Annotated in this window: 22 protein-coding genes; all 22 read right to left on the bottom strand. The window is 67.6% G+C overall.

Annotation, left to right across the window (positions count from 1 at the left end; translation table 11 throughout):
• Nucleotide 1: 1 nt before the first annotated feature.
• Nucleotides 2–1,147, bottom strand: coding sequence for a hypothetical protein (locus tag Q7C18_RS07460; protein ID WP_311024826.1), 1,146 nt, complete (start codon nt 1,145–1,147; stop codon nt 2–4).
• Between the two features lie 10 nt (nt 1,148–1,157).
• On the bottom strand, nt 1,158–2,156 hold the full coding sequence (locus tag Q7C18_RS07455) for a hypothetical protein (protein WP_311024825.1): 999 nt from the start codon (nt 2,154–2,156) through the stop codon (nt 1,158–1,160).
• A gap of 14 nt (nt 2,157–2,170) precedes the next feature.
• The gene (locus Q7C18_RS07450) at nt 2,171–3,070 is read right to left on the bottom strand and encodes a hypothetical protein (RefSeq protein ID WP_311024824.1); all 900 of its coding nucleotides are present in this window, start codon (nt 3,068–3,070) and stop codon (nt 2,171–2,173) included.
• Nucleotides 3,070–6,816 carry a tape measure protein gene (locus Q7C18_RS07445; protein WP_311024823.1) on the bottom strand — a complete coding sequence of 1,249 codons (3,747 nt, stop codon included), beginning with the start codon at nt 6,814–6,816 and terminating at the stop codon, nt 3,070–3,072. Before Q7C18_RS07445 ends, Q7C18_RS07450 begins: the two co-directional genes overlap by 1 nt.
• Nucleotides 6,817–6,849: 33 nt before the next feature.
• A complete protein-coding gene (locus Q7C18_RS07440; protein ID WP_311024822.1) occupies nt 6,850–7,266 on the bottom strand; it encodes a hypothetical protein in 417 nt (138 codons plus the stop codon).
• Between the two features lie 56 nt (nt 7,267–7,322).
• The gene (locus Q7C18_RS07435) at nt 7,323–7,958 is read right to left on the bottom strand and encodes a hypothetical protein (protein WP_311024821.1); all 636 of its coding nucleotides are present in this window, start codon (nt 7,956–7,958) and stop codon (nt 7,323–7,325) included.
• A 40-nt stretch (nt 7,959–7,998) separates the two neighbouring features.
• A complete protein-coding gene (locus Q7C18_RS07430; RefSeq protein WP_311024820.1) occupies nt 7,999–8,232 on the bottom strand; it encodes a hypothetical protein in 234 nt (77 codons plus the stop codon).
• A gap of 112 nt (nt 8,233–8,344) precedes the next feature.
• Nucleotides 8,345–9,025 carry a hypothetical protein gene (locus Q7C18_RS07425; protein ID WP_311024819.1) on the bottom strand — a complete coding sequence of 227 codons (681 nt, stop codon included), beginning with the start codon at nt 9,023–9,025 and terminating at the stop codon, nt 8,345–8,347.
• Between the two features lie 58 nt (nt 9,026–9,083).
• Complete coding sequence (locus Q7C18_RS07420; protein ID WP_311024818.1) at nt 9,084–9,500, bottom strand: hypothetical protein; 417 nt, start codon at nt 9,498–9,500, stop codon at nt 9,084–9,086.
• A 10-nt stretch (nt 9,501–9,510) separates the two neighbouring features.
• Nucleotides 9,511–9,804 carry a hypothetical protein gene (locus tag Q7C18_RS07415; protein ID WP_311024817.1) on the bottom strand — a complete coding sequence of 98 codons (294 nt, stop codon included), beginning with the start codon at nt 9,802–9,804 and terminating at the stop codon, nt 9,511–9,513.
• A 5-nt stretch (nt 9,805–9,809) separates the two neighbouring features.
• Complete coding sequence (locus Q7C18_RS07410) at nt 9,810–10,181, bottom strand: hypothetical protein (protein ID WP_311024816.1); 372 nt, start codon at nt 10,179–10,181, stop codon at nt 9,810–9,812.
• Nucleotides 10,178–10,645 carry a hypothetical protein gene (locus Q7C18_RS07405; RefSeq protein ID WP_311024815.1) on the bottom strand — a complete coding sequence of 156 codons (468 nt, stop codon included), beginning with the start codon at nt 10,643–10,645 and terminating at the stop codon, nt 10,178–10,180. The genes Q7C18_RS07410 and Q7C18_RS07405 overlap by 4 nt, the downstream gene beginning before the upstream one ends.
• Before the next feature lie 17 nt (nt 10,646–10,662).
• Nucleotides 10,663–10,890, bottom strand: a complete 228-nt coding sequence (locus tag Q7C18_RS07400; protein WP_311024814.1) for a hypothetical protein — start codon at nt 10,888–10,890, stop codon at nt 10,663–10,665.
• 85 nt (nt 10,891–10,975) lie between these two features.
• Entirely contained in the window at nt 10,976–11,896 is a 921-nt protein-coding gene (locus Q7C18_RS07395; protein ID WP_311024813.1) for a phage major capsid protein, read from the bottom strand.
• Between the two features lie 40 nt (nt 11,897–11,936).
• Nucleotides 11,937–12,512, bottom strand: a complete 576-nt coding sequence (locus Q7C18_RS07390) for a hypothetical protein (RefSeq protein ID WP_311024812.1) — start codon at nt 12,510–12,512, stop codon at nt 11,937–11,939.
• Between the two features lie 72 nt (nt 12,513–12,584).
• On the bottom strand, nt 12,585–13,556 hold the full coding sequence (locus Q7C18_RS07385) for a hypothetical protein (protein WP_311024811.1): 972 nt from the start codon (nt 13,554–13,556) through the stop codon (nt 12,585–12,587).
• Nucleotides 13,519–15,012: a phage portal protein gene (locus tag Q7C18_RS07380; protein WP_311024810.1), complete on the bottom strand. Its 1,494-nt coding sequence runs from the start codon at nt 15,010–15,012 to the stop codon at nt 13,519–13,521. The genes Q7C18_RS07385 and Q7C18_RS07380 overlap by 38 nt, the downstream gene beginning before the upstream one ends.
• Nucleotides 15,002–16,534, bottom strand: coding sequence for a terminase large subunit domain-containing protein (locus Q7C18_RS07375; protein ID WP_311024809.1), 1,533 nt, complete (start codon nt 16,532–16,534; stop codon nt 15,002–15,004). The genes Q7C18_RS07380 and Q7C18_RS07375 overlap by 11 nt, the downstream gene beginning before the upstream one ends.
• On the bottom strand, nt 16,464–16,931 hold the full coding sequence (locus tag Q7C18_RS07370) for a hypothetical protein (RefSeq protein WP_311024808.1): 468 nt from the start codon (nt 16,929–16,931) through the stop codon (nt 16,464–16,466). The genes Q7C18_RS07375 and Q7C18_RS07370 overlap by 71 nt, the downstream gene beginning before the upstream one ends.
• A gap of 652 nt (nt 16,932–17,583) precedes the next feature.
• Nucleotides 17,584–18,243: a hypothetical protein gene (locus tag Q7C18_RS07365; RefSeq protein ID WP_311024807.1), complete on the bottom strand. Its 660-nt coding sequence runs from the start codon at nt 18,241–18,243 to the stop codon at nt 17,584–17,586.
• Nucleotides 18,244–18,329: 86 nt separating this feature from the next.
• A complete protein-coding gene (locus Q7C18_RS07360) occupies nt 18,330–18,698 on the bottom strand; it encodes a VRR-NUC domain-containing protein (protein WP_311024806.1) in 369 nt (122 codons plus the stop codon).
• A 5-nt stretch (nt 18,699–18,703) separates the two neighbouring features.
• Complete coding sequence (locus tag Q7C18_RS07355; RefSeq protein ID WP_311024805.1) at nt 18,704–20,119, bottom strand: hypothetical protein; 1,416 nt, start codon at nt 20,117–20,119, stop codon at nt 18,704–18,706.
• Nucleotides 20,120–20,159 lie beyond the last annotated feature (40 nt).

The raw sequence follows: 20,159 nt of genomic DNA, 5'->3' as shown, positions 1-20,159 counted from the left end.
TTCAGTTTTCGCGCCAGCGGGCAAGGGTGAGGGCGATGGTGTTGTCCTCGAGGCGGTGTTCGGTGCGGACGATGCGGCACCACTGCTGGTGTGGGCCCCATGCGGTGTGGCCCTTGATGTGGATGACGTCTCCCTTGCGGAAGCTGCCGATCGGGGCGGCCGGGTGTTCGTGGATCCGGCAGGTCTCGATGAAGTGGGCGTCGCGTTCGGCGCGAGCCACTTCCTCTTTCGCGACTTCGTTGGCTTGCCGGTTGGTGGTGATCGACTGGTCGGTGATCACTTTGACGCGGCGGAGTCGGCCGGTGGCCGGACGGCTGTCGGATCCGCGCTTCTTGGCGGACCCGTCGCCGCGTCCCAGGACGAAGACGTGGCTGAAGTACTCGTCTTCGACGGGTGGTTCTGGTTCGAAGACGTTGACGCCGATCTCGAAGTGCAGGTCTCGCATCACGCGTGGGGTGATCATTGGGTACCCGAGCTGGATGTGGAACGCCGGGGGCGTGTCGGCGGTCGGGGAGAGGGTGATCCGCTCGGACCACTCGAACGGTGTCTCTGTTGCCAGGTCGTCGAGGGTGCGCATCAGGTCGTCGGTGCTCCACCAGTTCAGGCGGCGGGGCCCGGCGTCGAAGGTCACGTCCCGGCCATCGCTGGTGGTGAAGTTGACCTCGCGTTCCTCCTCACCGACCCTGACCGGCGAGCGCGTCGAGTCGACTGTGACGGTCAGGTCGTCGGGGTGCTCGGTGAGGTGGTCCCAGATGAGTCGGACGATGTCGAGGGGGTCGACTTCGATGCCGTCGAATCGGGAGGCCAGCCACGGGGTTCCCTCGGGGATGGCGCCGATGCCGACGCCGGAGACCTTGAGGGTCTGTTGGTCGGTGGCGTCGGGCGGGACGTCGTCGATGATGAATGCCCGTGCCCCGGCACCGCTGGTGGTGGTCCCCGGGGAGGCGATGAGTGTCCCGTACTTCTGGAGCAGGGGACGGGTTCGTCCTGACTGCTCCAGGTAGATGCTCTCGAAGGCCCGGGCGCTGTCCAGGACTGCGGTCAGGGCGTCGGGCTCGTTGATGCCCTGAGTGACGTGGACATCACGGAGGGGCACATCCGGGTGGAGCTGTTCCAGGCTGGGCAGAGCGAACGCGATCCACTTCATGGGGTGCTCCTCAGCTGGTGATGGGGTCTTCGACGAAGGTCACGCGGATCTTGTAGGCAGTGAGGTGGGAGGCGATGCTCAGCCCTCCTGATCCGGTGGTGCGCTGGACCTGGAAGCGGAAGAACGATCGGCGGCCGCGTTCGTTGTCGTCGAGAGGGATGGTGCCGAAGGCCGGCAGTGTGAACCGTGACCAAGCGTTGGACTCGTTGAAGGGGACGCTGCCGGTGTACTTGTTCCCCGTGCCGGGGGAGAAGACAAAGCGGACACGGCCGTTGACGTCACCCGATCCGGTGGCGGCGCAGCCGATGATCTCGCCGTCGAGCTTCACGTGGGTGGCCCACTGGGGAATGATGATGCTGCGGATCTGGTCGAGGCTGACGTAGTCCGAGGCGTTGGAGGTCGTCAGGGTCCGAGACTCGTCGGGGCGCTGCACGATGGTGTCGAACTTCGTCCGCTCCACGGCCAGGAACCTGATGTCGGTGATCATGTCCTGGGTGATCGTCGCCGTGGACGCGGGGATCGTGACACGGGCCAGGGGCAGGAAGGGGCGACCGACCTCTGGGAAGTGCTGGGGGCGGTTCGCGATCGAAGACACTCCCTTGGCGACGTGGGGACGCCAGAACCGGTGCGTCTCCCAGTCGATCAGCTCGGTCGTCCCCTCGAACTGGGGGTCGTCGATGACGATGCCGACAACGTCGATGCGCCCGCCGGAGGAGTCAGTGGGGTCGATCTCCTGCGAGATGGTCTGCATAAGGTCGTGCACATACATCTGCCGCGGGGCCTCCGGGTAGCCCAGAGGACCGCCGCCGTGGTTGGCCTCGATGCAGAAGCCACCCGGCAGGATACGGACCGTGTTGTTCGGCGTGGGCTGGGCGAGCACCTCGCAGGAGAGCGGCCCGATGATGCCGGTCTGGCCGCCGAGGGCGGAGTGCGCGAAGTGTCGAGGCTGGCGGGCGTCGGTCTCGACCGGCCCGTTGACCGCCCAGAGGGTGGAATCGTTGGCTACCACGATGATTCTCCTGTTCAGACCATGGTTGAGTAGGCGGACCGCCATGACAGGACGGCGTGCGCCTCGAGGGTGACGTCGTCGGCGGAGAAGAACACGTTCTCCGACCCCGGCTGCAACTGGACGTCGTAGAGCCCGGACCGCCGGTCGAGTGCTCCGAAGCGGCTGCGACCGAAGTTGTCCGTGACGGTGCCGGCCAGAGGGTCGATCGTGATGGCCTCGTCAGCGGCCAGGGTGACCTCCGGGTCGAGTCCGACGTGCCACCCGCGGTTCCCGTCCAACGAGAACCGGCGGCCCGGGCCGTGGAAGGTCACGATCGCCGGGGTGGTCTCGGTGCCTGTGACGGTGATGGAGCCCTCCCGGGTGCCGGTGACCGTCTGGCCCAGGACCGGCCATCCGGGATCACGGGGCCACCGCCAGCCGCCCGGGGTGAAGTCCGCGACCTGGTTGAACCTCACCCGGTTCAGGCCTTCCTCGCCGCCGGCGTAGACCTGCGGCTGCAGGACTTCGAACTCGACGGTGAACCTGCCGACGCCCTGGCGCATCTGGAAGTCGAAGGTTGGCTCGTCGGCTCGACGAGGTCGGCCGATGACCCGCCGCCAGCGGGGGTCATCGACGGCCCGATACTCGAGAGGGACCATGGCTCCGGCCACCAGACGGACCTTCGTGTCGCGCCAGGCGGTGAGGAACTCCGCGATCGACTCTCGGGCGGCCGCCATCGTGTGGCGGTTCGAGACCAGGTCGAAGCCGAGGGTGCGAGCCCCGAAGTAGTCTCGGCCCGGCAGCACGCCATCACGGGACTCCCGGGCTGCGTCAGAGGACCGGATCTCCGGGTACGAGGGTTCGAAGTTCTCGATGACCACGTTGCGGGGCCCTCCGACCTGCCCGACCTCGATGTCTTGGAATCGGACCAGCATCAGACCCCCACCTTTCTGGACTTCCGCATCTCCTGCCGCATGGCGAACCGGAGATCCTGGGCGTCCGCGTAACGGCTCCGGGAGTCGTTGTTGATCTGGGTCAGGTTGATCCCTTCACCGACACCGGAGTCGGCCACGGCCTGGGCGATGGAGTGCATGTCGCGCCACTGGCCCGGGTTGAGCAGTGCCTCCGGCTGCCGGAGCTGGTTGTGGATCATCGTCGTGCCGGGCTGGACCACTCCGCCCTTGTCGAAGAGGAACCCGGGGTTGACGTCTGCCCAGGGGCGGCCGCGGTGGAGTTCGAAGTGCGTGTGCACCCCGGTGACGTTGCCGGTGGCGCCCTGGGCGCCGATCCAGTCACCGGCGGAGACTCGGTCGCCGGCGCGGACACGGATCGCACCGTAGGGGTGGTGGCCGGTGTAGGTCCACACGTTGTTCCCGTGCGAGAGCAAGATGCCCTGACCCGTCCTGCCCGGTCCGATGTTGGAGCCGGTACGGACGACTCGGCCGTTCCAGGGCGCATAGACCCTGCCGCCGCCAGCGATGTCGATTCCCGCGTGGTGGGAGCCCCACCTGGGGCCGTAGCGGCTGGTGATCGGACCAGCGGATGGCCGGAAGAACGATCCGAGGTCGCCCGTGTACTGGGTGTAGTCGGCGCTGTCCTCGTCGACGGTGTCTTCGCCGCGAATCCAGTCCATCAGCTGGTCAAACCCCCAGTCCGCGAGACCGCCGGCGAGCTTGCCCATAGACCCGAAGTTCTCGACGATGCCGACGACGGTGTCCTTGACTGGCTTCAGCAGCGTCTCGGCGGCTTTGGCGAGTCCGCCTCGCACCCAGGAGATGGCTCCTGAGACCGTGTCGGAGACCCAGTCCCAAGCTCCGGAGGCCGCATCGGTGAACCAGTTGCCCGCCGGCAGCAGCGACTGAGCCGGAGAGCCGCCCAGCAGCGACCGCTCGGCGTCCTCCGGGACGTCCTCTCCGCGGGACGAGTAGGCGTCGACGAAGGCGTTGCGGGTCTGGGAGGCAGTCAGGATCCGGGCATCGGAGCCGAAGTAGGCGAGCTCAGGGCCCTCCTCGCCGACGACCGCCCAGCCGCCGCGGTGGTGGCCGCCCCGGGCGAACTCTGGGATCTCCGGAATCTCAGCCAGCCGGGCATCGGAGTTCACCGCTTTGGCGACCGCGTCGAAGGCAGCCTTGATGCCGTCATTCCAGACGAAGTTGATCACGCCGTTGATGGGGTCCCGGAAGAAGTTCGCGACCTTCCGCCAGGCCTTGTCGATCATCTCGACTCCGGTCTCGACCATGTCGGGCACGTCTTCTTTGATGAAGTCACCGAAGGCGTTGAGAACCGGCTTGATCGTGTTCTCCCAGAAGTCAGAGATCTTCCCCGACAGCCAGTCCCACCGGTCCGAGATCCAGTTCAGGGCGGGCTTCACGTATTCGTTGTAGAGCCGCTTCGCCCACCGTCCGAAGGTCTGCAGCATCGGCTGAATGTGGACCTTCCACGCGTAGACCAGGGCGTCCTTGAGCAGGTTCCACCGGTCCTGGATGCGTTGCAGGCGAGGCTGGATCTGGTTCTGCCACAGGTCCTTGATCCAGGCGCCGAAGGAGTGGATCATCGGCCGGATGTGGACGTGCCAGGCGTACACCAGCGCGTCCTTGAGCAGGTTCCACCCGTCCTGGATCCGCTGGAAGTACGGCCTGGCCATGTTGTTCCACAGCCAGACGATGATGTCGCCGACGAGGGTGAACGTGGGCTTCAGCACCCCATTCCAGATCCACTGGATCACCGAGGCGGCCGTGTTGAAGGCAGCTGAGAAGGCGCGGAAGAGTGGCTTCGCGACGTTCTCGTAGAGCCAGCTGATCCCGGAAGCGACCGCGTTCCAGGCGGTGAGCAGGATGGGCACGACCTTGTCCCGGATCCACGCGGAGGCGACCCGGACGGCGAGCATGATGCCGTCCCAGGCTGGGCGGATCGCGTTCTCGTAGAGCCACATCGCGCCCGTGGCGATCGCGTTCCAGACACGTTCCAGCACCGGGACCACATGGGTCTGGAACCAGTCGACGACAGCAGCGGTCGCGGTCTTGATTCCGTTCCAGACGTTCTGCCAGATCGCCTGCCCCAGCTCCGTCTGGGTGAAGAACCAGACCAGCGCACCGATCAGCAGCGTGATCGCGGTGATGATCGCCCCGATCGGGTTGGCGCGCATCGCCGCGTTGAGGCCGCGCTGTGCACCCGTGGCCACTGCAGTGGCCGCAGCCTTGCCGCGCATGGCGCCCGTCTGAGTCGTCGTCGCCGCGGTGGTCGTTCCAGTGGCCAGGGCCAGACGCTGCTCTGCTCGCACGGCGGCCAGCCGAGCCAGGTTGGAAGTCAGCATGACCGGCGCCATGGCCACCTGAGCGGCCTGCAGGCGCGTCATCGCCACGGTGAGCCCGAAGGAGGCCGCCCGCCAGGCCAGGAACCCGCCGGCGACGATCGGCAGCAGCGGCGCGATGATGTGCATGTTGTCCGCGACCCAGCCCAGGACGTCACTGAGGATCCGCAGGCCCGAGTCGATCAGCCCAGGAAGCACCTGCGCGACGCCGGCGAAGATGCTCGACAGGGACTCCACGATTCCGCCCGTGGTCGATGCCATGGAGCCCGCATCCCCAGCGGCGAGCGCGAAGCGTTCGAAGAACCCGGCGATGCCGGACCGCTCGACGTCGTCGGCCGATTCTTTCCAGCCGTCGCGGAACCGGGTGATCCACCCGACGACGGAGTCGAAGACGTCGCGGGCGGTGTCGCCGAAGCGCTGCATGAATCCGACGAACCCGGTGGCCTCGACGTCGGAGGTGGTGCCGGACCAGGCGCCGGCGAAGGCCTTCAGTCCGTCGACGAGGCGCTCGGAGAGTCCCGTGACCAGTGGTTCGATCCCGAGGGTGAGGTCGTCGAGGAAGCTGGTGATGCCGCCGAAGACGTGCTTGGCCAGCGGGTAGACGCCGGTGAGCAGCTGGGCTCCGAACCGGGCGAGGGCGGCCATCATGTTCGCGAATGCGCCAGTGGTGGTGTCGCCGGCGGACTGAGCGGCTCCGCCGAGGCCGTCTTCCATGGCTGCGCGGAAGGTGTCGAAGCCGATCTCGCCGGCGGAGGCCAGACGGTAGGTCTCCTCGACGGAGGTGCCGAGCTCCTTGGCGAGCATCTGGATGATGGGGATGCCGCGGTCGTGGAGCTGAGCGATCACGTCGCCCTGGACCTTGTTGGAGGAGGCGACCTTGTTGAAGATCGATCCCATCTCGTCCATGCCGGCACCGGCGACGGTGGCCGCGTCGGCGGTCAGGCGCAGCACGTCCTCGAGGTCCTGGCCCGGCTGGATGCCAGCGGCGACAGCGGAGGCCGCGACGGTGGCGGCCTCGTCCATGCCGAACGCGGTTCCCAGGACAGCGTTGAGGGCGTTGTCCATGATGGACTCGATGTCTGAGGCCGTGTGTCCGAGGCCGCGCAGCTTGGCCTCGGCGTCCTCGATCGCGGTCAGGCGCTGCCAGCCCTTCACGAGGGCGGTGGCCAAGATGCCGCCGACGGCCACACCGGTGACCTGCGCGGTGCGTCGCAGGCCTCGGCCGATCCCGGACATCAGTCGGGCACCGAGGCCGGGGCCCGACTGGTCCTCCATGGTGCGGCCGACGCCGCGCATCTCCCGGCCCACCTGGGTCTGCAGCCCACGGAACGAGGGACGGACCTCCACATCGGCGACACCAACGACGGCCATGTCGGCACCTCCGATGCGCTATTGGGCTGTGGGTCAGATCCGAGGCATCGCCTCGTCTGGGTCGAATCCAGCGGCCGCGAGCAGCGGCGCCGCACTGTCGACGTCGCGTTCCCAGCGGAGCTGCTCGAGCAGGGTCTCCGGCTGGTCGGCCTCGTACTTGATCGGTTGGGCCTTCAGCGCCTTCCGGACCGTGTTGGTGAGGCTCATGACGGCCGCCGTGAGCTTCTCCATCTGCTGCGACTGGCGATCGTGTTCACGGATCGCGACCCGGGGCTTCTGCGAGCGCCCGGGGTTGGTTGCTTCGTCGTGTTCGATCTGGTCGAGGATCTTGGCGGCCTCGACGGGGTCGTTGAGTCGTGCCTCCCAGAGCAGTGAGGCCTGGGGGATCTTCTCGATGAGTTCCAGCAGGGGGCGCCATCGTCCTTGGCTCCACCAGAGCCCGAGATCCACGCCGAAATGCTGGAGCAGGTCGGCGCGGATCTCGGGGCGGAACTTCTCGAGGAGCTCTAGGAGGCGTTCGATTCCCCCGGGGTGCCCTTGGCTGCCATGTAGTGCTCGACGACGTCGTTGCACAGGTTGGACAGCTGGCGGGCGTTGAGGTCGAGGGCCATGAGGTTCTCGTAGGACTTCTCATCCAGCCAGGTGCGCAGGATGATCTCCGGCGCGTGCTGGTGGATGCGGAGGGTCTCGTAGAACTCTCGGACGGCTTCGACGCTCTGGGTGGCGAAGTCCGGGAAGATGATGCGCTTGCCGTCGCCGGAGATCATGCTGAACGGGGTCGGGTCTGGGCACTCCGCGTCGAGGGCGTTGCGGGTGATCTGCGAGCGCGCCCGTTTCTCTCCATTGACGTAGGCGTGGGCCATCGCGAAGAGAGACTCGATCTTGCGGGCGTTGAGGTCGAGCTTCTCGAGCTTTGCGTAGTCCTCGGCGGGGAGCCATTCCTTCATCGCGTCCATCGGGTCGATGGCGCGCTGGATGCGGTGTTCGGTCTGGCGGGCTTCGTCGACGCTGCCGGCGTTGTAGTCGGGGAAGACGATGTTGCCGCGGTTGCCGCCGAGCTTGAACACGAAGGGGCGTTCCTCGGATCCGTGCTTGGCGAGGAACTCCGCGACGGTGATGGTCGGCTTGAGGCTGTCGGTCATGTGTCTGGGCCTTCCTGTGTGGGCGTGGGGGAGGGGGGACTTACTTGCTGGGCTTCTTTGCGCCGCGCCCGGCGGAGGTTGTGGGGACCTCCTGGACCGGCTTGGCGGCAGGGGCGTCGTCCGCGGGCTTGTCTGGGCTGGTGGCCTCCGTCTTGGGGTCGTGATCTGTCGTTTCGTCCGGGAGCTTGGTGTAGCCGGAGGCGAGCAGTTCGACCTGGGTGGCCGGGTGGTTGGTGGTGATGGTGGGCTGGTCCTTCTTGACGAACTTCGGCATAGTCCTGTCCTCTCAGTGATCGTGAGCAGTGGCACGTGGGGAGGGAGGAATGGAGGGGCCGCCGGCGCCGTCCCACGCGCCCAGACTTCCGGCGCCGGCGACCCCCGTTTGATCAGCCCTCCGGGGCGGTCTCGGGCTCGCCCCAGCCGAGCACGTCGTGGTACTGGCCGATGGCGGAGCCGCCGAGGTAGTTCCGCTTCGGGGAGCCGAGTGCGGGGTCGACGAGGACGTCGAGGGTGATGGCCTGGGCCACGGAGCTTTCCTGGTTCCAGGTGATGGAGTCCGCGGAGCCGAGCTGCACGAGTCCGTAGCCGTTGCCCATGATCCAGTTGTTGGTGATGCGGCCGTCTTCACCGATGACGATCATCCGGTAGTCCGCGAAGAACGGGATGTCGGGCTCGTCGTAGACGATCTCGCCGTTGGCCTTGGGCCGGATGCCGGAGTAGTCCGCGCCGTCGACGAGCTCGTGGATCTTGCGCTGACCCCACTGGAGCAGCTGCAGCTCCACGGAACGCTCGATGTTCTCGACGTCCTTGCGGACCGGGTCCATGTAGCCGAGGGCGTCCACCTGGGACTTCTCGACCTCACGGTTGAAGGTGTAGCCGTCGCGGGAGACCAGACCGAAGGGGGTCCAGCCTGCTTCCTTCAGGTCGATGATCTTGTGGTCCTCAGTGGTGATCTGCTCCGGCAGCTCGACCGTGGTGTCTGCGATGAACGCGACCGCCCGGCGGATCTTCCGCACCAGTTCCCGCTGGTCGGCTTCCTGCCGGATCTCAGAGATGGTGGTAGACATGGTGTGCCCCTCCTGTGGGCTCGGGATGTGTTCTTCCAGGGGTCCCCGGTGGCGGGGCTTACAGCGGGCGCGTGGTGAGCCAGAAGGTCACGGCGACCTTCCGGACGTTCTGGGATGGGTGCGGCACGACGGCGGGGCCGGTGCGGTGCTCGGCCAGGTCGATCAGAGCCGAGGGGGTCTCCCAGCCGCCCTCGACACACACCAGCGCGGTGATCGACTCAGCCACGGTGCGAGCCAGCGCCCGACCGTGCGCGTGGACCTCGAGCCGGAACTTGTCGACCCGGTCGATCTCCCCGATCGCGGAGTCGTCGAGGTTGACCACCACGACGGGCTGATCTGCGCCGAGCTCGGCCTGATCCGGGATCGGCGGTGGCTCTTCTTCGATGAGCTTGATCGGGTGGCCGGCATGTTCTGTGCCGTCCAGCAGTTCGAAGAGGGCCTCGACTGTGTCGGGCCACACGAGGGCGGTGGTCATCGGTGTCTCCTCATCGGCTTCTCAGGGCTCGGGCAATCTGGACGAGCGTCCGGTCACGCTCAGCGATCCACGACGGGCTGGTCTGGCTGATGACTGCACCGGCACGACGCTCCAGGCGCCATCCGGCGGCCACGGTGCGGGGCGAGGCGGTGTAGTTCCCCTCCGGGTCGGCCTGGTTGGCCAGCTGCGCGCCCCGGGCGGCCAGGGCGAGCGTCGCGGCTCCCAGGCGGGGAGAGTTCTGCAGCTTCGCGAGGCCCCGCCGGTCTGGCTTGTAGCTGCGGAACCTGATCTCACCGCGAGCCATGTCGGTCACCTCCGGGAGTCAGCACGGCGGCCGCGGGTGATGTTGACCTTGAGGCCTCGGGGCCACTCGGTGGGGCGACCGTCCACGGTCCACCACCCGACGAGGCGGCCCGAGTCGATCCGGATCTGGTCTTCCGGGAAGATGCTGAGTCCGTCCGGGGCGTCGGCCCAGTTGACGAGGATCGCTGCACGATCGTGGGTGACCGGCGACCCGTCTCGGGCCTCGGAGGAGTCTCGGTCCCAGGGGAGCACCCGAGGCAGTGTCACCGGGGCGGCCTGGTCCAGTGGTCGGCCTCGGTTGTCTAGGCCGCCGCGGTGGACCTCGGCCTCGGTGTACTTCGCTTTCCGGCGGCGCATGCCCCACGCGCCGAACCTCATGTCGGCCACCCGTCCGGGGTCTCGGACGACGTCATGGCCGCGGCCGCGAGGTAGGAGCCCTGTTCGGTGTTGATGGTGCGCAACCGCGAGCGGGAGGTCATCGGCGGGGCGAGCATCTTCTTGTGTTCGGCCGAGAGGACCAGCTTGCCTGGGGCGTCACCGGCCATCGTCTGCTGCAGCGTCCAGGGTCCTTCGGTGTCCTGCATGGACCGCACGCCGAGGGGATTCGCGAAGTGCTCCTGGAGCAGATCGGCGACCACATCGGCGATCGTCTCGGCTAGATCGGGCTCTGCCAGGCCGCCGTCGGCGACAGTGGCCTCCAGGCGGGCTTGCATGTCAGGGAAGTGCCGGCGGATGAGCCGCTCGACCTGGCCGATCTTCGTGTTCAGCAGGTCGTCGTCTTCGGGCGGCTCCTCGGCGATCCACCGGCTTCTTACCTTCTCGGCCGCTGTCCAGTTCTCCACCGGGGATCACCTCACCTTCAGCTGTTCTCGTCAGCTTCAGACGCCCCGGCGTTCTCGGGGGTCTCGGCCTCGGTGGTCTCCGAGGTCTCCGGTTTCGTCTCTGGCTGCTTGGTCTTGCGACGTCCGCGAGCGCCGCCGGCCTTGGTTGTCTTGTTCTTGGGGGTGTAGCCCTGGGCCTGGAGCTTCTCGGCGTGCTTGTCGTTGACGACGACGGTGGCTCCGGTGGGGCTGGTCAGCTGCTTCATGGCGGTGGTCCTTCCGGTGTCTGGTGGGTGTGAGTGACCCCGCCCCACTCGTGTGGGAGTGGGGCGGGGTCACTCACGGGGAGGATCAGCCCTCGGTCGGGGCTGCGGCGGTGATGGACGCGAAGGCGCGGTCCACGTCGAGGACGCGCCAGCCGAAGATGATCTCCGAGATGAACGCGACGTGGTTGCGGGCCTGCAGGTCTCCGTTGCCGGTGGGGTCGCCGTACTCGACCTTGCGCATCGGGATGGTGGTGGTCTTGCCCCAGCGGACGGCGTCCCAGCGGCCGACGATGCCGCGGACTCCGGTGTCGTCGGAGTCCTCGTAGACGCGGCCGGAGACGGTGTCGCCGACGGCGGAGCGCAGCCCGTTGACGACGCCGGCCTGGCGGGCGCCGATGTTGAGGTTCGGGTAGAGCTCCTGGCCGAGCTGGTTCTCCGCTTCGACCATGCGGGCGATCAGCGCTGGGTCCAGCGCGATCCCGTCGGGGGCGATGGAGTGGGAGGCCACCAGCGCCTGGGCGGCGTTGATGTCCTTCTTCACTCGGTTGACGTCCTCGTCGAGGACGACGGACTGGGTCGTGTCGCCCACGCAGTTCGCGTCCTGGGAGATCTGGCCGCCGGTGAGGGCGTCCCGGTTGTGGATGATCGCGAGGTCGATCTGGTTGGCCAGAGCGGTGCCGAAGCTGTTCTGGATGATCCGGAGGGTCTCGACCGGGTTGGCGAGGACGGTCTCCAGGGAGACCTCCGTCATGACGACGGCCTTGCCGCGGTAGAGCTTCTGGGATCCGAAGCGCAGTTCGGAGGCTCGCTTGGGTGCGCCCTCGTTGATCATCGAGGCTCGGGGGCGGCTCTCGACGGTGGGCACGACGTTGTCGCCGATGATGACCGGCTCCTGAGTCGTCAGGGACGGGACCACCGAGTTCTCGACGGCGATGTCCCAGATCTTGTTGCTGATCTTCTTGTCCAGGAGGTTGTGCTCCTGGAAGTGGCTGGTCTGCAGCGGCATGATCGCCTACTTTCCCCGCCGGTGTGGCGGTGCTGATGGGCTACTGGTCGAAGCCGAGGGCCTTTAGGGCCTCCTGGGCTTCATCGCTGATGGGATCCCCGTTGTTGCCGTGGCCGGCTTCCGGAACGACCGGGCCGGTGCGGCGGTTGCCGGCGAATGCGACGAGGGCGTCGGCCTCCTCTTCGAGCTCTTCCCGGGTGCGGGCCTTGAGCAGGTTCGCCGGTACACCCTTGGCGACGGCGACCTCGTTGCGGAGTCCGGCCTGTTCGAGCTCCTCGACGCGGGCCTGCAACTGTGCGGTCTTCTGCTGCTCGGCCTGCAGGTCGCGCAGGTGACTCTTGGCTCGCTGCTCGTGCTTGCGGGCCTGAGACTTCCAGTCGGTGGGGTCCTGGCCGTCCGGGGTGTCCTCCGTGTCGGTGGACTCCTCGGTGCTGGCCTCCGGGTCGTCGCCGGTGTTGGACTGCTCCGTGCTGGTCTCCTGCTGCTGCTCGTCGGCGGCGGGCCCCTGGCCCGAGGTGTCGTCCTCGGTGGCCGCGCTGGTGTCGTCGGTCGTCGAGGTGGTACCGAGCTGGTCGGCGGCCTCGGCGAGGTCCTTGGGGGTGGGGATCTCGGGCATGACGGGTGGTCCTCCTGTGCAGGGGGTTACTGGACCCTCCCGTGCGGGAGGGAAGCTGTGTGGTGCCGGCCGTCAGGCGCGGCCGGTCTGCTGGCGCATCCAGGCGAGGATCATGCGGTCCTGGCGACCGGTGATTGCCTCGCCGGTTTCGCGGTCTCGCCACGTGTACTTGCGGCGGATGCTGCCGTCGGGGGACCGGGTCTCGGTCCAGTCCAGGACCTTGCGATCATCGAGCTGCCGACGAGCGTTGAGGTACTCCTGGTAGTAGGACTCGGCGTCCTCGGCCAGTTGGACACCGGAGGACCGGTAGATCGGGACAACACGGCACCGGCAGTAGTCGTGGTAGAGCTGACCTATGTCGCGGGAGCCGCGAGGACGTCGGCCGCCGGCAGGGCGGCCACGGTCACCGGGCCGCCACTGGGTGAGTGGGACGCCGCGGCCGACGACGGTCCGGTCAGACCCGGCGCCGGGACCGTAGACCGCTGCCTGTGAGGCGAGCATCGCGCAGAACGCGCAGCACCCAGCGCGGGGAACCCGCTGATACCCGACCGGCCCGTCGATGACGTCGTCGATCATGTTCTCGAGCATCGTTTCCCGCTGGTAATCCAGCAGGATCCGGACCAGCCCGCCGGCCAGCAGGCTCCAGGCCTGCCGCTGCGACGGCGTCGGCGAGAAGATCGGCGAGAGCGCCCACCGGACCAGCGACTGCTGCCGCTGCGGCGAGGGCCCCGGCGAGAGCCGGGTGACGTGCGGAGCGGTGATGCCCGAGAGCATCCTCATGTCCTGGTACTGGACCCCGGCGACGTCTGCTATCTGTGGCCCGTAGGTGCTGACCGTGGCCGGGACCGTCATGAGCAACTCGTCCCGGATCGTGTCCACCGTCTCGGCCTGCAGATCACGGAACGCCTGATTCACCACCCCGGCGGCGACTGCCAGAACGTCATCGACCGCTGAGTCGTAGGGCTGGAGGTCCGCGGGGGTGAACAGAGTGCTCACACCCGCGAGGTCAGCGGAGCTCGGGGAGCCCAGAAGTGTCTGCACCACGGCGCTCCATCACCTCCGCCACCTCCGGGACCGCGCTGGCCTGCTCGGCGGCGGGCCGGATCGCCCCAGAGATGAGCTGATTCACCCGCGAGCGACGCCGGTCCTCCTGGATCTGGCGGATGGTGGCGGCGTCGTAGCCGAGCTGCTGCAGGGTGACCTCGGAGTCGGCCGGCAGGATGCCGGTCTCGACCTGCTTGACGACCGCGTCGGTGGCGGCCGCCCGGGTGGGCCGGGCGGGGTCCTGGAAGCGTGACCTGATGCCGCGCAGCGCGGACGGGGGCTCCGTGAGGCCGTCGCGGATCATGACCGTCAGGACGGCGACCTGCTCCAGCGCCCAGCCGATGGGGGTGTGGGCCCGTTCGGCGTCCTCGTCGAGGGGCATGTAGGCGGTGTGCATGGCCCTGTCGGAGGCCGGGTTGTCGTGGTAGACGCCCAGGACTCCGGCGGGGATGTTGGCCTCTGCCGCCATCTCGGCGGCGAGCTCCCGCATGTGCTCGATATGCGGTGTCTGTGTCGCCTGGGCGAACTGGCCGACAGTCGGGGTCTTCGCGTCGGGGTCGTCGGCGTCGCGCTCGTAGGCGAGGATTCGGCCGATGAGCTGTGCCCAGCCGGGGACGCCATCGTCGAGGGTGCCCGGGTCCAGGTCGAGCACGTAGCGCTGGGGCGCGCTGTAGAACTCTGCGGTGATCTCGGAGCGCAGCGCGGTCCGCACGGCCTTGTCGGTGATCCCCATCATGGGCCGGGAGATCTTCGAACGCCCGAAGGGCCGGTCCAGGCTGGGCCGGTAGGGGACCATGACGGCCGGCGGGCGGCTGAGCTGGTGCGGCCGGTGGCGGCCGTGCCAGATGCCGTTGACCTTCACCAGTCCGATCACAGAGTCTCGGGTGTACATCAGGACCGCGTCGGCCTCGCCCTGCTCGTCGACGGAGAGCACGTCGATCGCGTCGGTGATGCGTCGTCGGCGGGCGTCCCAGCGGCCGGTGGCGTGCAGCGCGGTCCGGGCGGTGACGACGACGTCGGGGTCCTCGGTGCCCGGTTGGCCGGCTGTGGTGAAGATCCACGAGTTGGAGTTCACCAGGGCGCCCGTGACGGCCTGGGAGACCAGCATCTCGAACTGGATCTCTGCCATCAGCTCGTCGAGCCCGAGCATGCCGGGGTCGGCTGCCGGAGTGACGAACCCTTGGAAGCGGATGCGGCGCTCCAGCATGTCGACGGCCTTGGACGGCCAGCCGACCGTGGTCTGGAATCGCTGCAGGTGGGGTGGGACGGCGATGCCGAGGTGACGGATCGTCGCCTTGGCGTCGTAGTAGCCCTGGCGGAGCATGTTCCGGGTCGCCTTGGACTGCAGCTGATCGGCGAGCTTGTGGAAGGTGTTCGTGGTGGTCGTGTCCAGTCCTCGGACCCAGGGGCTGCCGGTGATGGCCGGCGCCTGCCGAGGTGCCACTTCAGTACCCAACGGCCAGCCTCCTCGGTCTCTTCTTGGCACCACCGACGCCGTCGGAGGTGGCGAGCTTGTTGCGCTTGTACTGCAGCCCGCGTGCGGCCAGCGTGGCGGCGCAGAGGGGGCTGATGTTCTCGGTCACGTTCTTGCGCTTCCACCGGAACAGGGACTCGTTCATCCAGGAGAACTGCGCGGCCGCGACAGCGTTGTCCATCTCCTCTTGGAGGCCCGGATGCACGAGACGGGTTTGGTTGATGTCGTCGAGGAACTGTCCGCACGCCTGGGCGTACTGCCGTGCGGTGAGCTGCGTCGTCGGCACCCCGGACCGACGTAGGTCTGGCACCAGCGCGCCGGCGGCGTCGGCGGCGTTGATCATGATCCGCACCGGCGACCAGGCATCCTTGAGCTCCGCCATGCGCGCAGGGACCCAGTCCAGCCCCACACCGTGGTCGGCGATCTCCACCCACACGCGGCCATCCGGCAGCAGGCGGGCCGCCACGATCGCCGCATAGTCGCGCTGCGGGGTGACGTCCAGACCGAAGGCCACCGGGCCGGCAGGCTCCAGGTCAGCATCGGCGAGCGCCTGCCAGTCCTTCAGCGACAGAGCAGACTCACCAGCGGCCCGGGGTCGAATGCCGAGGTACTCGCGCCGGTAGTACTCCTCGCCCTTGTCCGGGTCGGATCTGAAGGCTCTGAGCTCGTTGAGGAGGAACTCATGGCTGATGCGGATCCCGAATCCGGGGCACGCCCTCCGGTAGGCCTCCAGGTCGTCGGACTCAGCGTCAGGGTGGGCTGACCACTCCATCCACAGCAGGAGCGGCTCATCCTCGGAGGACAGCACCGTGTGGCTGGTCGGCTCCGGTGCGCTGCCGATGGCGCGGTCCCGGGTGCCGTTGAGAACGTCGGAATCGTGCATGCCGGCAGAGGAGACGTACCAGATCTGCGGCTGCCCGGAGATGGAGCGGGCGGCCATGGTCGGCTTCATCGCGGCGAGCATCACGCCCTTGAGTGCGTAGGCCTCATCGAAGATGATCAGATCCCCGGAGAACCCTCGAGCGGATCCGCCGGAGCGGGCGAGGAACTTCACCCTGGACCCGTTCTTGAGGATGATGGATCGGTCGTCGTTGCCGTGCCGGATCTGCTTGACGTGCTTGGCGAAGCGCGGTGAGCCCATGATCAGGGCTTCGAGCCTGGCGAAGACCTCCACGGCGGTCTTGAACTCGTGGGCCGAGTAGATGATGGTCTTCTCGGTCTTGTTGAGCAGCAGCCCCCAGAGGATTCGGGCTTCGATGATCGCTGACTTGCCGTTCTGACGAGCGACCTCCAAGCCGACCTCGTAGGCCGACCACTGGCCGTTGGCGCGTCGGCTGGTCGCGGCCGCGAGGACGTATTCCTGCCACTCGTCGAGGACCATCCCGGCCATCTGGGCGACCAGGGCCACATCCTCGCCGTGGTCAGAGACTGCCTCAGCTGGTCGATGCTCGATCCTGGGCCGCTGGTGCCCCAGCACGCTCGGCGGCGCGACGCTCACGCTCACGTCGGGCCTCCTCGACCTCGTCTTCCAGGGACATCTCGTCCTCGTCGCCACTTCCGGCGGTCAGATCCTGAAGGAGTCCGCGCATCTCCTTGATGATCGCTGCGCACTCCCGCGGCGCCGCCTGCTCCAGGGCCTTCCACAGCAGCGAGTACATGCTGAACTGCTCGGCCCTGACGTCGAGGGTCGGCACATCACCGGGGGCGCGCCGCTGCGTGAACACCTCGGAGAGCAGGCTCTGCATCGTGGTGTTCGCCCGGGACTGCGCCTTGGTCTTGTCGCGCCGGGCGTCCCGGGCGTGGGCCGCTGCGCGTTTGCACTCCTGGCACGGTTCATCACCGGCGCGCAGGTGCCGGCGGTACGCGGCCTCGGTGCCACAGGGCTTCGGTGCTCGGCCCATCGGCAGACACGCTCCTCGGAGGTGGGGCCAGTGGCCGGAAGAGAGACAAGAACAACGTCGGATAGCGGACAAACCCGCTATCCGGGGAGAGAAATGTGACTATGCCGGGAAAGTCGCATCCGGGTGGGGGAGGGGGTCATCCCCACCCCCTGACCTGCGACGATTCGCGGCCGACGGGACGTGGCGGGACGTCGGCTCACCACTTGACCTTCGTGACCAGCGGCGCCGCCGGCTGCACCTGACGCCCGACCCCTCGACGCGAGTTGCACCCACGATGCGCCGGCCGAAGCTCACCGGTCATCGACCCGCCTGCAGCGATCGGGGCGACATGGTCGGCGGTGAACGCCATCGAGTGCTTCCACGGCAACGACCAATCGAACCGCTGACCGCAGAGCCAACACGGAAGATCATTGCGCTTCGCGACTCGTCTGAGCTGATCACGCTTGGCGATGTACGCTCGATCATTCCGTGCCACGATTCACCGCCTTCACCGAGGACTCTGGCCGCCGGCGCAGAGGAGACGCCGACGACCAGAGCCAGGATGATCGCACCAGAATCACAGAGAGACAGCACCACGAGCAGGAGCCCGAAACACTGAAGGCCACCGCCTGAACCAGAATCTGGGCAGGAGGTGACCTCTCAGTGAGTAATGCTACCGGGAGCTTGTGGAAAACAGAATGTCCCTGCGCTTCTGAGCCCCCGGCGTGTCGGCCATGAACGACTGGGACCGGCGGTTCTCCCACGCCTTGAAGATGTCGATGGCCCGGTATCGAGGCGGCCGGGTCCCATCCACCGGGTACAGCCTGCCCCGGTCCCGCCAGTTGTACACCTGCCGCGCCTTGAGCTGGATATCCAAGTGCAGCGGGAACCACACCTCAGCCTGCTGCGCCGTCATCGGCTCGATCTGCGAGAGCCTGTACGAGATGTAGTCATCCGTGGGGCGGTTCTCGGCTTCACCATGAACCATGGCGTGAGCCTGCCGCAGCGTGGTCTCCATCCCCAGCTTGATCTCCCCAGCCAGAGGATCGGCGCCGACCACGGCCGCCGGGGCGAACTGCTCAATGTCTTCCAGCAGCGCCCAGGCTGTCAGGTTCATCGGCGCCTGAGACACCGGCTTGCCCGACTGCTTCCGCCCCGGAAGGCTGAACGGTTTCTCCACGCCCCGAGCGATCAACCGCAGCACGGGCAGCATCTCCTCACCCTCGGACCGATAGTCGTCGAGCTGGGACAGGCACACCTCGCACAGCCACACACCGACCGCCCGCGTCGGTCGACCATCCCCGTACTCACACTGCCGTTCGATCGTGTCCATCCTCGATGATCCTTCCCGGCCGCGACGGGCCCTCCACTCCTGGACGCATCCCCAACAACTGCAGTCCCCAGCGACGTGATCAGGCATCAGACCCGCCCCACGCTCGGAGCCCCGAGCTGCTTGTGAATCTCCCCCGAGAGCCAATCTCTCGGACGCCACACACCCACGTCCTGATGCGCCGCGCCCAGATCCTCAATCCACTCGCGCTGCGCAGCAGAGGCAGACCCCTTCTCCGACTTCAGCTCACGGAACAGCAGCCGACCACGGGCAGGATGCACCAGGACCAGATCAGGGAACCCCGCCGGGGACCGATCCGACCGATGCGTGTGGTAGTACCGCCATCGCAGAGCCTGAGCCAGAGTCACCACCTGTTCCTGGAACTCCTCCTCCGACCAGCCGAGCACTATCCGAGCCCTCCGATCCTGGGCAGAGTTCCGCACTACAGCAGAGTCCACCGTGCTCACCTCCTCCTCTTCCTGCGCCCACCCTCGACAGGAGGGCGCGCCTGCCGAGCAGGCCCGACCAGACCAGGACCGTCCTGGCCCGTGCTGTCCTGGCCCGTGCCGTCCAGCCCCGCCCCGACCGGGCATTCGTTAGACATCCGGACTGACGGTTGCTCGGAATCCGAGCGGAATCCGAGCGGAATCCGCTCGGAATTCGCTCGCACGCGCTCGGGCGTGTCGCGCTCGGCGGTCCCGATTCTGTCGTGTGATTTATCGTCTGGAGGGCCGGAGCCGGGGCGATGATCAGACGCCACGGGCTCCGGCCGCACCAGCCTCGGGGAATCATCAGCGGGGACTCCGGCGAGCGCCGGCACACCCTCGGTCCTGGTGGTTCCGTGCTCTGACACCTCGACGTGTCCCACAGGGGCCAGTGGTGCGGCCGCAGCGGGTGTCGTGACGGCGGGGACTCCGGACGTCTCCGGCACACCCTCGGGCCCGTCAGTGACCCACTGTGGCGCTCCTGGTGGCACCTGTGGTTCCAGCGGCGCGGTCGGGCCGGTGTTGTCGGGTGTGTCAGGCTGCCCTGCGGACGCATCGGCGGGGTCACTCCCGCACTGGCTGTGCGGGCGACCGTCTTCGGGCCCGATGCCGGGGCCACTGCTCACACCCGAGTCCCGTCCGGCCGTGTCCCCGATGGGGTGCGCCGTGGTCTCGGTGTCCTTACTCCCAGCGGTCGCCTGATCGGGGCGGCTGCCGAGTCTCTTGCCTCGGTCCATCGACAGTCCGTGCCGCTCGAGGATCTTGGCCGTGTAGGGGCCGTAGAGCGGCTGGGCTGGTGGATCGAGAAGTCTCTTCTCGCGCTCGTCGCGGGGTGCGTCCTTCCAGCGGGCGTTGCAGCCTCGGCAGGCGACGACGCCGTCAGCGGGGGAGCGCAGTTTCTCGCCGGGGGTGAGGTGGTCGAGCTCCCACCCTCGGGCAGTCATGTTGTCGTTGGGCTGGACGGACTTGCCGCAGTACCGGCAGGCGTCGCCGTCGCGCTGGCGGATCTGCGCCTGGATGGAGCTGCGTCGGTCCTGGTCCCTGTTGCGGTCCCATTCGACCTCGTCCTTGAGGCGCATGTGGAACAGCTCTTGGTCCTCGTAGATCTTCAGCGCGTTGGTCTGGTTGCCGTGGCTGTCGTGGACGACGGTCCAGGACATGTATCCGGCGGCGACGGCGGCGCTGATCAGCTCGGTGCCGCGAGGGCCCGCGATCTGCATAGCGACGCCGAAGTGAACGATGTAGTCGGTGAGGTGTCCCGATGCCGCGGCTGCGCAGCGGGCGGTGAACCCGAAGAGCTCGTTGACCAGCCGAGGGTCGGCGAAGTCCACCGAGGCGGATTCGAGGACCATCGGGTGGAACGGGCTCTTGTCAGACACTTTCAGCCACGGCATCGGGGGAGGATCTCCTGGTGAGTTCGGAGTGGAGTCGGAG

It is taken from the genome of Nesterenkonia sp. CL21, assembly GCF_031705515.1.
GTDB classification, from domain to species: Bacteria; Actinomycetota; Actinomycetes; order Actinomycetales; family Micrococcaceae; genus Nesterenkonia; species Nesterenkonia aethiopica.
The sequence above is the reverse complement of the archived record's forward strand: the minus strand, read 5'-3'. Positions and strand labels throughout refer to the sequence as shown.